The following is a 15787-nucleotide window of genomic DNA, read 5'->3' as shown; positions in this document are numbered from 1 at the left end:
TTGGAACAGAACATTAAAAAAAATTCGCTTAGTAGTATTATTTCTATTTTTAGAATTTTATTCTTATTTGCTCCGGTTATTTCTTTTGCTCAAACAGAAGAACAAGATTCTATTAAAACAGGGTCTGATGTTGGGAGGCTGGAAGTTCCAAATCCAAAGAGTATAGTAGAGGCATATACTTACGATCCGGTTACCGATCGCTATATTTATACGCGAACTTTTGATGGATTTAATATCAACTATCCTTTGGTTTTAACACGTGAGCAATATCAGGAGTTGGTATTGAGAGAACAAATGCGTGAATATTATCAGCAAAAATCATCAGCACTTGATGGGAAAAAAGAAGGTAGCGAAGAAGCTAAAAAAGATTTATTACCAAGGTATTATGTAAATTCAAAATTTTTTGAAACGATTTTTGGTAGTAATACCATTGATATTAAGCCAACAGGTTCTGTTGAAATAGATCTGGGAGTCCGCTTTACAAAACAAGACAATCCCGCTCTTTCTCCAAGAAATAGAAAAACTACAACTTTTGATTTCAATCAACGAATAGGGGTAGGCTTGCAAGGAAAAGTAGGAACGCGATTAAATGTAAACGTAAATTATGATACCCAATCAACGTTTGCATTCCAAAATTTAATTAAACTTGAATATGGCTCTAACGAAGATGATATTCTGCAAAAACTGGAAGTAGGAAATGTCTCTTTTCCGTTGTCCAATTCATTAATTAGGGGAGCGCAGAGTTTATTTGGGGTGAAAGCGCAATTCCAATTTGGAAAAACTACCGTAACAGGGGTGTTTTCTGAACAAAAATCTCAAACAAAAACCGTTACGTCACAAGGAGGAGGAACAGTGCAGGAGTTTAGTTTCTTTGCCTTAGAATATGATGCTAACCGTCACTTCTTTTTATCGCAATATTTTCGTGATAAATATGATGAATCACTAAAAAATTATCCGAATATTCTAAGTCGTGTGCAAATTACACGTATTGAAGTTTGGGTTACCAATAAGCAAAATCGAGTTAATTCTACCGAAAATAATTTACGTAACATTGTTGCTCTTCAAGATTTAGGAGAAGCTCCTTTGTCTAACCTCGCTCCGCAAGAAGTAGTAGCGATGGATTTAGGAACAAATTCAGGCTTTTTTGGATCAACTGCACCTAATTCGCCTCCTGATAATAAAAACAACCGTTTTAATCCTAATTTAATAGGGAGTAACGATTTGAATTCTAGTATTAGAGATGTTGCAACAGCAAATAACGGATTTAATATCTCAGGAATAGATGAAGGAACGGATTATGCTAAGTTAGAAAATGCAAGAAAATTATCGGCATCAGAATATACTTATCATCCGCAATTAGGCTACATTTCATTGAGTCAGGCATTATCTAATGATGAAGTACTGGCAGTTTCGTATCAGTTTACTGTTGGAGACCAAGTTTATCAAGTGGGAGAGTTCGGAACTGATGGGGTAGATGCAACGAATGTTGATAGTTCAACAGGAGTTTCAGTTCCTAGTTCTCAAGCTTTAATATTGAAAATGTTAAAAAGTAATTTAACATTAGTAACAAATACAGTTTCTTCAGGAAGTTATACGATGCCGGTTTGGAATTTAATGATGAAAAATATTTATCAGATTCCGGGAGCTTATCAATTAGAACAAGAGGATTTCAAGTTGAATATTTTCTACACGGATCCATCCCCATTAAACTATATCACTAAAGCTAGTACTTCAGCACCTGATTTACCGGATGATGTTACAGACACGCCCTTGTTGAGAGTGTTTAATGTAGATCGACTGAATTATACTAATGACCCTCAAGAGGGAGGTGATGGTTTTTTTGACTTTTATCAGGGGATAACAGTAGATGCCCAATACGGAAGAATTATATTTACAACTAAAGAGCCTTTTGGAGAGCATTTATTTGAAAAATTAACTAACTCGGCAGGAGAAGATTATACAAATACGTCAACTTATAACGAAAATCAATCGAAGTATGTTTTCCGTACAATGTATACTAAAACACAGGCCGCTTCTTTACAAGAGAGTGCTAAAAATAAATTTCAGTTAAAAGGTAGATTTAAGTCAACAGGAGGTGATGGTATCTCAATAGGCGCATATAATGTACCGCAAGGTTCAGTTGTTGTTACAGCGGGAGGAAGAACTTTAGTAGAAGGAGTAGATTATACGGTAAACTATCAGTTAGGTAAAGTCCAAATTTTGGATACATCATTACAAGCTTCTAATACGCCAATTGAAATTTCAGTTGAAAACAATTCGGTATTTGGTCAGCAAACAAAAAGATTCTATGGTGTTAATGTAGAACACCGTTTCAATAAAGACTTTATGATTGGAGGAACGTTCTTGAAATTATCGGAGCGACCATACACTAACAAGTCAAATTATGGACAGGAATCCGTTAATAATACAATTATAGGGTTCAATACTAATTTCTCAACAGAGGTTCCGTTTTTAACTCGATTGGTAAATAAGTTGCCAAATATAGATACTGATGTTCCGTCAAATGTATCTTTTAGAGGAGAAGTAGCATATTTAATGCCTGATGCCTCTAAAGCGGATCAATTTAATGGTGAACCAACAACATACGTAGATGATTTTGAAGGTTCGCAATCTACCATTGATTTGCGTACAGCAACAAGTTGGACTTTGGCAAGTGTACCGTTAGAAGGTAATTTTGACGGAGATCCAACAGATAATGAATCTGCTACAGATGATATCCATATCGGAGATAAAAGAGCTCATTTAACATGGTATACTATTGATCCGGTTTTCTATACACAAACTCCGGGAGGAATAACTCAGAATGATTTGTCGCTAAATAGAACAAGGAGGATTTATATGAGCGAGCTTTATCCTAATACAGATATCGCTCAAGGACAAAGTAATGTTGTAAATACACTTGATTTAACCTATTTCCCTAAAGAAAGAGGGCAATATAATTTTAACTCTACTATTGCTCCAAATGGAGGAATATTTTCTGATACGGATGCTCCGGATAATTGGGGAGGAATTATGAGGGCTATTTCAACTACAAACTTTGAACAGTCTAATGTTGAGTATATTCAGTTTTGGATGTTGGATCCTTACTATAATAATGGTGAAGAAGGAGATTATGTAGATCAAACGAATATAGGGAAGCTTGTGATAAATTTAGGAGAGATTTCAGAAGATATTTTGAAAGACGGCAGAAAACAATATGAAAACGGATTGCCGGAAGCGGGCTCTTTAACCCCAACTATTCAAACTGATTGGGGGCAAATTCCTACGTCTCAATCTCTAATATATGCTTTTGATACAAATGAAGCTAATAGAAATGTACAAGACGCTGGTTTTGATGGAATGCTTGATGCGGAAGAGGCATTGAAATTTCCGGAGTATGCAGGTTTTAGTGATCCGGCAGGAGATAATTATCAGTTTTACTTGAGCGCAACAGGAGATGTTGTTAATCGTTACAAAAGTTATAATGGTTTTCAAGGGAATTCACCGGTTAACGTCACAGATGCAAACAGAGGAAATACAACTTACCCGGATGTAGAGGATGTGAATCGTGATAATACGATGAATACAATTAATGCTTATTTTAAATTCGAAGTACCTATACAGTATTATCCTCCGACAGAAGATGGTGTTACGATTGGTCAGAATTATGTAGTTGATGCGCGTATTGATAATAGTATTGCTTTGACAAATGGGCAAACAGGGAGAGCTCGCTGGATTTTGTATAAAATACCTATTCAAGATTTAATTACAGATTCAAACAATAAAGTCGGAAATATAGAAGATTTACGTTCCATCCGTTTCATGAGAATGTATTTGACAGGGTTTAAAGACGAAATAACACTTCGTTTCGGAGCTTTAGATTTAGTAAGAGGAGAATGGAGAAGATATACAAGTTCATTAGACGCTACAGATCCAGATATGGATGATGATGATACCGGTTTTGATGTAGTATCAGTAAATATACAAGAAAACACCAATCGCTATCCTATTCCTTATGTATCACCACCTGGTGTTACAAGAGAGCAATTATATAATAACAATACGGTTATTAATCAAAATGAACAATCGCTGTCTCTAAGAGTTTACGATAAATTAGGAGGATATACAAACGGTTTACAAAAAGGAGATTCGAGAGCTGTTTTTAAAAATGTAAGTGTAGATATGCGTCAATATAAAAAGTTACGTATGTTTTTACATGCCGAAGCATTGCCTACACCTCCGGAAACAACACCATTGTTGGACGATCAAATGATTGCCTTCATTCGTTTTGGTAATGATTTTACTGATAATTTCTACCAAGTTGAAATTCCGTTAAAAGTTACGGCTCAAAATGCTGTAACGGCTGAGGATATTTGGCCAACGGATAATGAAATTGAATTGGCACTTTCTCTTTTAACAGCTTTAAAATCTAAAAAAATAACGAATGAATTAGGTTCGCCTGATGTCAATGGAATTTATTTCTTGAACGAGCAAGATTTAGGTAGTTCAAGTAGTAAATTAAAATTAGGTATAAAAGGAAATCCTAACTTTGGGTTAGTTCGAACTTTAATGATTGGTCTAAAGAATGGAAGTACAGATAACATTAGAGGGGAAGTTTGGTTTAATGAACTTAGACTTTCTGATATGGACAACAAAGGAGGATATGCCGCTGTAGCCAATTTAGATTCTAATTTAGCAGATTTCGCCAATGTTTCAGCAACTACCAGAGTTAGTACAATTGGCTTTGGAGGAATTGAAGAAGGTCCAAATGAGCGAAGTAGAGAAGATACATTTCAGTATGATTTAGTAACAAATATCAACTTAGGTCAATTGCTACCTAAGAAATGGGGTATTAGTTTACCTTTTAATTACGGAGTAGGGGAAACAACAATCACTCCTAAATATGATCCATATTATCAGGATATTGAATTAGATCAGTTGTTGGACATAACAACAGATCCTGATCAGAAAGCAAATATTAAGAACAGAGCAATAGATTATACGAAAAGGACAAGTATAAATTTTATTGGAGTTAAGAAAAATCGAGCGCCGGAACAGAAACAGCATTTTTATGATGTTGAAAACGTAACACTTTCTTATTCATATAATGAAACGAATCATCACGATTATGAAGTAGAAAGTCTCCTTGATCAGCAAAATAAAAGTTCAGTTGACTATGCTTATTCATTCAAACCTGCAACTTTTGAACCATTCAAAAAATCGCAAAAATTAAAGAAAAACGGATATTATAAAATGTTATCTGATTTGAATTTTAACTTGTTGCCAACTAACATATCCTTTAGTTCAAATATTACCAGACAATATAATAGACAGCAATATCGATTAGTTGAAGTTCAAGGATTAGGTTTAGATCCTTTGTATAGAAGAAATTATTTTTTCAATTATAATTACGGATTCAATTATAACCTTACAAAATCGTTGAAAGCTAATTTTACAGCTTCACGTAGCAATATTGTTCGTAATTATTTAAATAACGGAATTTCAGATAATACTTTAGATATTTGGGATAATTATTGGGATATTGGAGATCCTAATCAATTTAATCAACAAGTTCAAGTTAACTACGATTTACCTATTGATAAATTACCGATTTTTAGTTTCATAAAATCAACGTATAGTTACACAGGAAATTATAATTGGCAAAGATCATCAGATGCTTTCTCAACTGTTACTACAGAAGCAGGAGAAGTTTATCAATTAGGAAATACTATTCAGAATTCTAATACACATAACTTTAAAACAGCTTTTAACATGGATGTTTTCTATCGTTATGTAGGGTTAACTGGGAAGAAGAAAAAGAAAGGTGTTCAGGCAAAACCAGGAGCGGCTCCTCTTCCGGGACAAAAGATAACAGCCTCTGCTAAAGCAAATGATACCAAAGACGGTAATATATTTATCAATGGATTAAAAGGAGTATTGACAAGTATAAAAAATATTCAAGTCAATTATAACGAAACGAATGGTACTGTACTACCGGGATACATGCAAGGACTAGGTTTCTTTGGTTCTTCAAGACCTGGCTTAGGCTTTGTTTTCGGTAGTCAGTCAGACGTTCGATATGAAGCAGCAAGAAGAGGTTGGTTGACGGATTATCCTGATTTTAACCAAAGTTTCACTCAGGTTACTAATAAACAACTGAATGTTACGGCGCAAATGGAATTGTTCCCGGATCTGAAAATCGATATTACAGGAGAAAGAATGTATTCTGATAATTTTTCAGAGCAATATGATGTAACTAACGGACAGTATAATTCACGTTCTCCTTATAATTATGGAAATTTTAGTATATCTACAATTTTAATCAAAACTTCATTTACGCAAAGTGATATCAATTTTTCTCAGGCATTTCAAGACTTTAGAGATAATCGACTTGTTGTGGCCAATAGGTTAGCGGAGAAATATTATGGAACGACAGCTTTTCCGACTGATGCGCAGGGATATCCGGTAGGTTTTGGAAAAAATAGCCAACAAGTATTATTGCCGGCTTTTATTGCGGCTTATTCAGGTTCTGATGCTTCTGGAATTTCTACGGGTATTTTTAGAGATATTCCATTGCCAAATTGGAACGTGAAGTATACAGGATTGATGCGTTATAAATGGTTTAAAGATAAATTTAAGCGTTTCTCTTTACAACATGGTTACAGAGCAAGTTATAATATTAATTCATATACATCAAACTTAAATAGTTCTCCGGTTGATGCAAATGGTAACTTTTATGCGGAAAAGATTATGTCAAATATTAATTTGTCGGAGCAGTTTAATCCATTGATGAGGGTAGATTTTGAGATGAAAAATTCCGTTCGAATTTTGGCGGAAATGAAGAAAGATAGAACTTTGAACTTGAGTTTTGACAATAACTTATTGACAGAAGTAAGCGGGAACGAATATACTATTGGACTAGGATATCGAATCAAAGACGTTAAAATTAACTCTGCTTTGGCTAATAATAATCAAGGCTTGATAAAAAGTGACATCAATATCAAAACAGATTTGTCTTTGCGAAAAAATAATACCATTGTTCGTTATTTGGATTATGATAATAATGAATTGGTGGGAGGACAAGACATGTGGTCATTAAAAGTTACAGCAGATTATTCGTTCAGTAAAAATTTCACAACAATTTTTTACTATGATCATCAATTTACTAATGCTGTTATCTCTACATCGTATCCTATTACCAATATAAGAGCCGGATTCACTTTAAGATATAGCTTTGGTAACTAATTTTTTACAAGAATCTTTATCAATGCCATAAAAAGAATAGCTTTTTTGCTGTTTAGATTAAAAAAATAACAAAAAAGCTGTTTTACATTTGAATTTTTACATTTACATTTGTCGTCTAACTAAAATAAATTATAATGAACATTCCAACTAACTTAAAGTACACTAAAGATCACGAATGGGTTCTTATTGAAGGAGATGTTGCAACTGTAGGAATTACAGATTTTGCGCAAAAGGAACTAGGAGATATTGTGTATGTAGAAGTAGAAACACTAGATCAAACTTTGGCTAAAGATGAAGTTTTTGGAACAGTAGAAGCTGTTAAAACGGTATCTGATTTGTTTTTACCATTATCAGGAGAGATTTTTGAATTTAATGAAGGATTGGAAGCAACTCCGGAAACAGTAAATACAGATCCTTATGGAGATGGTTGGATGATTAAAGTAAAGATCAGCGACGCTTCAGAAATAGAACAATTATTGTCAAGCGAAGATTATGCCGCGCTTATCGGGGCGTAATTATTATTTGCTGTTAGCAATTTTTTGGACGATCATAATTGTCTGCTTAAGTCTGATAAATATGAATAGCGTTCAAGTGCAGGTGTGGTCTGTTCCAAATGAAGATAAAATTGTACATTTTTTATTTTATTTTTTCTTCGTATGGTTTTGGTACAAAGCAAATACTAAAATAGCGCTTATGAAAATTGTTCTTTCAGCTATTGTTTTTGGCATAATTATTGAAGTATTTCAAGGAGTATTTACTGTTAGTCGACAAGCAGATTTGTTAGATGTTTTAGCAAATACTTGTGGGGCAGTAGCTGCGATGTTGATTTTTAAGTACAAACAAAAACGTTTGTCTTAAAAAAATTTTATTTCAATCTTATAATTAACTATATTAGCACCTCAAAATTGAAATTATGGAACTAAAGAAAAATCCTGATGTAGACCCAAAAAGAAATAGTGGACTCTATTTTTTAATTGGATTAACCTCAGTGTTAGCATTGACTTACATTGGCATTGAGATGAAATCTTATGAGAAGATAGAAGAAACTTCAAGTGAGTTTATTACAGATAATAATGTTATAGATGAAGAAGAAGCGGTGATTACATTGCCTCCTGTGCAACGTCTTCCACCACCACCACCACCGGCGCCGGAAGTAATTGAAGTGGTAAAAGACGAGATTAAGTTAGAAGATAAAAAAATAGAAACAACTGAAGTTCAAGAGGATAAGCCTGTTGTTGTTGTTAAAGCTTCAGAAGTTGGAGGAGAAGGAGATAACTTTGACGATATCCCTGATGAGATGCCGTTTGCAGTTATTGAAAACATTCCTGTATTTCCTGGTTGTGAAGGTTTGCCTAAAAACAAGCAGATGGATTGTTTCAACGAGCATATGAACAAACACATTAAGAAGTATTTCACGTATCCGGAAAGAGCAGCGGAAAATGGTTCTCAAGGTACAGTTTCAGTTCAGTTTACAATTGATAAGAGCGGAAATGTTGTAGATATTATGACAAGAGCCAGAGGAGTAAAAGCTGATGCTGATTTATTAGAAAAAGAAGCTAAAAGAATTATTTCTAAGTTGCCTCAATTTACTCCGGGTAAACAAAGAGGGAAACCTGTAAAAGTAAAATATGGTTTGCCAATTACTTTCAGACTTCAATAATTTTTTTAAAGAAAAAATATAAAATGCCATTCCTTTAGGAATGGCATTTTTTTTGGCACAACATTTGTATAATCTTACTAAAATAATGTTAATTCTAATTTATGTATTTATGAAACAAGATGTTGATTTTGGTAAGAAACAAAAATCGGGAGCGATTTTTTTTCAAGTGGGTTTAATCGCAGTAATGGTAATTGTGCTGTTTGCTTTGGAATTTAGATTTCAGAAAGAGTCTCAGAAGCATCAAGAAGAACCTATTGTTATAGGGTTAGAGGAGCTATTTAATATCAATCCAATTAATATTATTAGAGTAGACCAAAGTCAGCCTAAAGAAGTAGCTGTTGTTAAAATGCCTCGTCCGGATGATATGGTAAAGGTAGAAGTGAAAAAAAATGATGTAAAAGTGGAAACGGAGCCAGAGAAAGATAACTCAGAAGAAATGGTTGATAATACGGATGATAGCAATAATTCTAAGGTAGAAGCAAATACGACTCAATCAGTAAGCGGATCCGGGAATTCAAGTGGGCATACGTTTTTAACAGTAGAAGAGTTACCGTCATTTCCCGCATGTAAAGGCTTGCCGAGAAATCAACAAATGCAATGTTTTGAAGAGCAATTACGAAAAGCAGTTTCTAAAAACTTATCTTATCCTGAGGATGATTATGAGTCTGGACGACAAGGAAGAGCGTATGTGAAATTTACAATTAACGAAGAAGGAGAGTTCTCAGATGTAAAAATAATAGAGAGTAAAGGAGCTATGGCTACTAAAGAAATGAATAAGGCTGCTGAAAGGGCAGTTAAAAAATTAAAAAAAATCAATCCGGCTAAGCAAGGTAATACCCCGGTTAAAGTGAAGTATACCTTGCCTGTTACATTCAGAATTCAATAATTGATGAAATAATGTTTCAAAAAGAATCCCGATTGTTCGGGATTTTTTTATTTTTACCTCAAATATAATCTCGGTTATGGATATTAAGCAATATTTAGACTCTACTTATTTAAAAACAGCTGATCAGGCAGGTATTTCTGTTGATGAAAATGCAAAAGTGGTTGAAAAAGCAATTCAAGAAGCAATTGATGAAAATTTCAAACTGATTATGATTCGTCCTGAATTTGTTGCTACAGCTAGAAAAATGATTCGTGAAGCCAATTCAAAAGTGACAATAGGAACAGTTATCGATTTTCCTAAAGGAGCGCAATCACTTGAATTTAAATTAGCAGAAGCACGGCAAGCAGTTAATGATGGAGTAGACGACTTGGATTTTGTGGTAGATTATGAGGCCTATAAGCGAGGGGAAATAGACTTGGTTAAAAGCCAAGTTTTGGCTTGTACTAATTTTGGTTTAGAGAATGGTAAAATTGTAAAGTGGATTATAGAAATTGCTGCTTTGAATGAGCATCAAATAGTTCAGCTTTCAGTTTTGATTAAAAATATTGTTGTAGCACATTTTAAAGAAAGTGACTATGAAAATGTATTTGTGAAATCTTCAACAGGATTTTATCCGACTCAAAACGGGGCGCCAAATGGGGCAACAGTTCCGGCTATAAAATTAATGATTGAAAATTCGTTTCCTTTACCGGTAAAAGCAGCTGGAGGTGTAAGAACTTACGAAGAAGCTGTGGAAATGATAAAATTAGGTGTGAAACGAATTGGAACATCAGCAGCAAAAACAATTGCAGATGGAGGTGTTTCTGAAGCCGGATATTAATTCAAGTAAAAAAAACTAATGAGAAAAATCTTCTATCTTTTAACATTTGTCTCTTTTGTAGTTTCGGCTCAAAAAGTAGAGAGAAATGAACAACCGCCTGTTTTTGAACAATGTAAAACTGTAGACCAAAGTCAAATGGAATCTTGTTTTTATAACACAATTCAAGATTTTGTTTTCAATAATTTAAAAGTTCCTCAAAGTACGCAAGACCGAAATTTCAAAGGAAATGTTTTTGTTCTTTTTGAAGTAGATACTACAGGAACCATCAAACCCCTGTATATTGAAGCGGTAGATGAAGAACTGAAAAAAGCTACGGAAGATGTTTTTAAGCAATTGCCAAAACCTGAACCGGCTACTTATTCCGGTAAAAAAGTATATGCAAAATATACTGTAAAAATAACAATTCCATTAGAAAAACCTAAACCATACGGAGTTCAAGAAGATAAAGGTGCACAAGATAGAACTAATTCTCAATTGATTGATAATGGTAAAGAATTAGCAGAATTCGAGAATGTAGAAAAAAGTTATAAAGAATTTGAAAATCTGCAATTTAAGAGTGATCTGAATATTCCGTTTACGCATTTGAATTATATGAATTTTGATGCGTTAATGAATCAAGTTGGAGCGAACAATCATACTGCGGTTAAACCTTATTCTTATGCTGAAGTGGCAAAATATTATGATTTTGAAACAGTGTATAAAAGTTTATTGAAAGACAAAAGTACTTGGTGGGGGAGAAAATTGTGGAATGAAAATTTAGTAGCTATTCAAGGAGAGGGCTATTGGTTTACATTAAATCCGGTTCTTGATTTGCGTTTAGGTAAAGACACTAAAAGCGAAGCTTCTAATACTTTCGTAAACACTCGTGGTGTTCAGGTTCAAGGAGGGTTAGGGAAACAATTAACATTTTCGGCATCGGTTTATGAAAGTCAAGGTCGTTTTGCGGATTATTACAATGCCTATGCAGAAAGTATAGCACCTTCAGGAGGAAATCCCGCGATCATACCGGGAATTGGTATAGCAAAACGTTTTAAAGAAGATGCCTATGATTTTCCTATGGCAGAAGCTAATATTAAATATAAACCAAGCGAATTTATTGATCTGCAGTTAGGTTATGGAAGAAATTTTATTGGCGACGGGTATCGTTCGTTATTGCAAAGCGACGCTGTAAGTCCATATCCTTTTTTTAAGATCAATACTACTTTTTGGAAGATAAAGTATACCAATACTTATATGTGGCTAAAAGACGTTCGCCCGGATGCAACAGTTGATGGGACGTATACTACTAAATATATGGCGAGTCATTATTTGAGTTATAATGTGTCTAAGCGTTTAAATATTGGGCTATTTGAAAATGTGGTTTGGACTAATACAAACGATAGAGGTTTCGATATGAATTTTGTGAATCCGGTTATTTTTTACAGAGCAGTTGAATTTTCATCATCGTCAAAAGCAGGAAATGCTGTATTAGGAGCAACAGCTAAATACAAATGGAACAATCAGGTGAATTTATATGCTCAGTTCTTGTTGGATGAATTTGCAATTAGTGATGTAAAAGCAGGTGATAATAGTTGGAGAAATAAATTTGGTTACCAAATAGGAGCCAAATATTATGATGCGTTCAAAGTGAAAAACTTAACACTTCAAATAGAATATAACCAAGTGCGACCTTATGTGTACTCGCATAGTAATCCGGTAACCAATTATGCACACAACAATATTAGTATGGGGCATCAATGGGGAGCAAATTTCAGAGAATTAATCGGGATAGCTCGTTATTTTAAAGGAAGATTGTATGGTGAAGCTAAGCTAATTTACGGGCAAAGAGGTTTTGATTACGATACAGCAACGGATTCTTATAATTATGGAGGAAATATTTTCTTAAGTTATGATGAAAATCGTCCGTATGATAAAGGGGTTACTATTGCTCAAGGAAATAAAACCAATGTTATGATAGGTGATTTGCAGGTAGGTTATATTGTGAATCCGGCATCTAATTTAAAAGTATTTGGAATGTTTATGTACCGAAGCTTTGATCCGAAAGTAGAAACAGCTTCGACTATGAAAAATACGACTACTTGGTTCTCAGTTGGTTTAAGAAGTGATCTGTTTAATTGGTATTTTGATTATTAATATTGTTTTTTAACGTTAAAAACCGCTGTTAGTAAAGAATCTTCTTTGTATCTTTGCGCGCAAATAAAAAATAATCTTTTTTAAAATTGAATTCTTTGAGTACTTCAGTTGCTAAACCATCATTCTTTTCAAGCTTTCTGGCTATTACTAAGGCTCGTTTGGCAATTAGTGTTGTTTTTTCAACCTTAGCGGGTTTTATGTTAGGGGTTGAAGAATGGAATTCAGGTTCTTGGTTAACAATCTTTCTATTGGCGATTGGCGGATATTGTATGGTAGGGGCTTCTAATGTTTTCAATCAAGTTATTGAAAAAGATTTGGATGCTTTAATGGAAAGAACTAAAAACCGACCATTACCGTCAGGTATGATTTCAAAACAAAATGCTTTAATTCTAGGTTTTGCGCTTACAATCATAGGTTTGGTGATTCTATTTATAGTGAATCCTAAAACAGCTATGTTTGGAGCAATCTCTATTTTTATGTATGTAAGTCTATATACACCTTTAAAGACAGTTACGCCGCTTTCTGTTTTTGTAGGAGCCTTTCCGGGAGCCATTCCTTTTATGTTAGGTTGGGTAGCGGCTACAGGCCATTTCGGAATAGAAGCAGGTACATTATTTATTATTCAGTTCTTTTGGCAATTTCCGCATTTTTGGGCTATAGGATGGTTCTTGTATGAGGATTATGAAAAAGCAGGATTTTATATGTTGCCAACGGGTAAAAAAGATAAGAAAACAGCATTGCAAACCATTTTGTATACTTTTTGGACAATTACAGCATCGGTAATTCCAGCTTTTGGTTTTACAGGTAAATTGCATTTGTCTATTGCTGCTGCGGTAATTGTGGTGTTATTGGGATTCTGGATGTTGTTTTATGCGTTTAAGCTGTATAAGGAGATGGATGCTAAGGCAGCTAGGAAATTAATGCTGGTAAGTGTTTCTTATATTTCTTTGCTGCAAATAATTTACGTTATAGATAAATTTATTCGTTAATAATGGGAAGTAATAATACATATAAAGAAAACGAAGCAAAAAAAGGAAAAACCTATAAAATGTTATTGGTTTTTGCAATGATTAGTATTGTAATGGTTTTTGCCGGACTTACAAGTGCTTTTGTAGTCAGTAAATCTAGACCCGATTGGTTGAAAGATTTCGCTTTGCCAACGGTGTTTTTCTATAGTACAGCAACTTTAATGTTGAGTAGCGTTACCTTTTGGATGGCAAAAAGAATGGTGAAGAAAGGAAATAACTCCGGTGGAATGATTTTCTTATTGGTTACTCTAGCTCTAGGATTGCTGTTCATTGTTTTACAATTTAAAGGCTTTAATGAATTGTATGAACAAGGTTTAGTGCCTGTTGGAGAAACTGGATCAGTAACTATTTCTTTCTTGTACGCTTTTGTGGTAATGCACATTGCTCACCTTTCCGGAGGGTTGATTTCATTACTTATTGTAATTTATAATCATTTTAAACAAAAATACAGTCCTTCTCAAATCCTTGGTATTGAACTAAGTGCGATATACTGGCATTTTATGGATTTTATTTGGGTGTATTTGTTTTTATTTTTCTACTTTTACAAATAGAAAAAAAATAATAAATTTGGGAACTTTTTAACAATTTAATTTAATATGGGAGCGACAGTTACAACAAATGAACACGCTTTGTTAGACGGAGGACCAGGACCATTAGGGGCTACCTATGGTAAGATGATGATGTGGTTTTTAATCTTATCTGATGCCTTAACGTTTTCTGGATTCCTAGCCGCATATGGTTTTTCAAGATTTAAATTCATTGAAACTTGGCCTATAGCCGATGAAGTGTTTACACACTTTCCTTTTTTACACGGAGTAGACGCTCCTATGTATTACGTTGCATTGATGACGTTTATTCTTATCTTTTCGTCTGTAACAATGGTGTTGGCTGTTGATGCTGGTCACCACTTAAAAAAGAATAAGGTAGCTTTCTATATGTTGTTGACTATTGTAGGAGGTTTTATTTTCTTAGGTTCTCAAGCTTGGGAATGGAAAAATTTCATCAAAGGTGAATACGGTGCTTTAGAAACAAGAGGAGGTTCAATTCTTCAATTTGTAGATAAAGAAGGAAAAAGAGTAGCTTTAGCTGAATTTGCAAAAGTATTACCGGAAGAAAGAGAAACTTTAACACGTGACAAAGGAGTTTGGTTCATGGGTGGAAGTTCTGTTCCGTCATTCTCAGTAGCTGAAGTTGTTGAAGGGTTCAAAACAAATCCAGATATTTTTATTCGTTCAGAATATATTAATAAAGATAAAAAGAAAATAGTTCTTTCAAGAGAAGAGTCTTTAAAACGTATCGAAGATGCTAAGTATGTAGTTGAAGGAGCAGGTTTAGTTCGTAACGAGTACGGACATAAATTATTTGCTGATTTCTTCTTCTTCATTACAGGTTTCCACGGTTTCCACGTATTTTCAGGAGTAGTTATCAATATCATTATTTTCTTTAATGTATTATTAGGTACTTACGAAAAGAGAAGAAGCTATGAAATGGTTGAGAAAGTTGGATTATACTGGCACTTTGTCGATTTAGTGTGGGTATTCGTATTTACATTCTTCTACTTGGTTTAATTTTAGAAAAGATATTATCATGGCACACGCACACGAATCAAATACAAAAAGAATCTGGACAGTATTCGGAATATTATCTGTAGTTACAACAGTTGAAGTAGCTTTAGGTATCATGAAACCAGAAGCTTTACACATGACTTCAGTATTAGGAACTAGTCCGTTAAACTGGATTTTCATCATCTTAACGTTAGTAAAAGCATACTATATCATGTGGGCTTTCATGCACTTAGAAGGTGAAAAAGCAAGCTTCCGTTGGTCAATTGTTGGTCCGCTTGTATTCTTAATTTTATACCTATGTTTTATTTTATTGGTGGAGGGTTCTTACGTTCATCATGTATATAAAACAGGTCACTTAGAATGGATATTCTAATAAAAATTTTCATATAGTTAAAATCCCGCTTTACGCGGGATTTTTTATTATTTTTGTCAAGTATTTTAAAAAGATTT

Annotated in this window: 11 protein-coding genes; all 11 read left to right on the top strand. The window is 33.9% G+C overall.

The window, feature by feature from the left end; all coding sequences use genetic code 11:
• The 11 genes from sov to ACUSJC_RS11745 all read left to right on the top strand — a co-directional run bounded on the left by sov (nucleotide 1) and on the right by ACUSJC_RS11745 (nucleotide 15710).
• The gene (gene sov / locus ACUSJC_RS11795; protein ID WP_449269769.1) at nucleotides 1-7245 is read left to right on the top strand and encodes a T9SS outer membrane translocon Sov/SprA; all 7245 of its coding nucleotides are present in this window, start codon (nucleotides 1-3) and stop codon (nucleotides 7243-7245) included.
• A gap of 134 nt (nucleotides 7246-7379) precedes the next feature.
• Nucleotides 7380-7760, top strand: coding sequence for a glycine cleavage system protein GcvH (gcvH, locus tag ACUSJC_RS11790; protein ID WP_449269768.1), 381 nt, complete (start codon nucleotides 7380-7382; stop codon nucleotides 7758-7760).
• A complete protein-coding gene (locus ACUSJC_RS11785; RefSeq protein WP_449269767.1) occupies nucleotides 7738-8103 on the top strand; it encodes a VanZ family protein in 366 nt (121 codons plus the stop codon). Before gcvH ends, ACUSJC_RS11785 begins: the two co-directional genes overlap by 23 nt.
• A gap of 55 nt (nucleotides 8104-8158) precedes the next feature.
• Nucleotides 8159-8905, top strand: a complete 747-nt coding sequence (locus ACUSJC_RS11780; RefSeq protein ID WP_449269766.1) for an energy transducer TonB — start codon at nucleotides 8159-8161, stop codon at nucleotides 8903-8905.
• Between the two features lie 109 nt (nucleotides 8906-9014).
• Entirely contained in the window at nucleotides 9015-9791 is a 777-nt protein-coding gene (locus ACUSJC_RS11775; protein ID WP_449269765.1) for an energy transducer TonB, read from the top strand.
• Between the two features lie 76 nt (nucleotides 9792-9867).
• Nucleotides 9868-10611: a deoxyribose-phosphate aldolase gene (gene deoC / locus ACUSJC_RS11770; RefSeq protein WP_449269764.1), complete on the top strand. Its 744-nt coding sequence runs from the start codon at nucleotides 9868-9870 to the stop codon at nucleotides 10609-10611.
• Between the two features lie 18 nt (nucleotides 10612-10629).
• On the top strand, nucleotides 10630-12744 hold the full coding sequence (locus ACUSJC_RS11765) for an energy transducer TonB (RefSeq protein WP_449269763.1): 2115 nt from the start codon (nucleotides 10630-10632) through the stop codon (nucleotides 12742-12744).
• A gap of 86 nt (nucleotides 12745-12830) precedes the next feature.
• On the top strand, nucleotides 12831-13733 hold the full coding sequence (gene cyoE / locus ACUSJC_RS11760; protein WP_449269762.1) for a heme o synthase: 903 nt from the start codon (nucleotides 12831-12833) through the stop codon (nucleotides 13731-13733).
• 2 nt (nucleotides 13734-13735) lie between these two features.
• Nucleotides 13736-14323, top strand: a complete 588-nt coding sequence (locus ACUSJC_RS11755; RefSeq protein WP_449269761.1) for a cytochrome c oxidase subunit 3 — start codon at nucleotides 13736-13738, stop codon at nucleotides 14321-14323.
• Between the two features lie 45 nt (nucleotides 14324-14368).
• Entirely contained in the window at nucleotides 14369-15340 is a 972-nt protein-coding gene (locus ACUSJC_RS11750; RefSeq protein WP_449269760.1) for a cytochrome c oxidase subunit 3, read from the top strand.
• A gap of 19 nt (nucleotides 15341-15359) precedes the next feature.
• Nucleotides 15360-15710 carry a cytochrome C oxidase subunit IV family protein gene (locus ACUSJC_RS11745; RefSeq protein ID WP_449269759.1) on the top strand — a complete coding sequence of 117 codons (351 nt, stop codon included), beginning with the start codon at nucleotides 15360-15362 and terminating at the stop codon, nucleotides 15708-15710.
• The last annotated feature ends 77 nt before the right edge of the window (nucleotides 15711-15787 follow it).

The sequence above is a fragment of the Flavobacterium sp. U410 genome, assembly GCF_053570605.1.
Note: the sequence above shows the minus strand (reverse complement) of the source record. Positions and strands in the feature narration are given on the sequence as shown.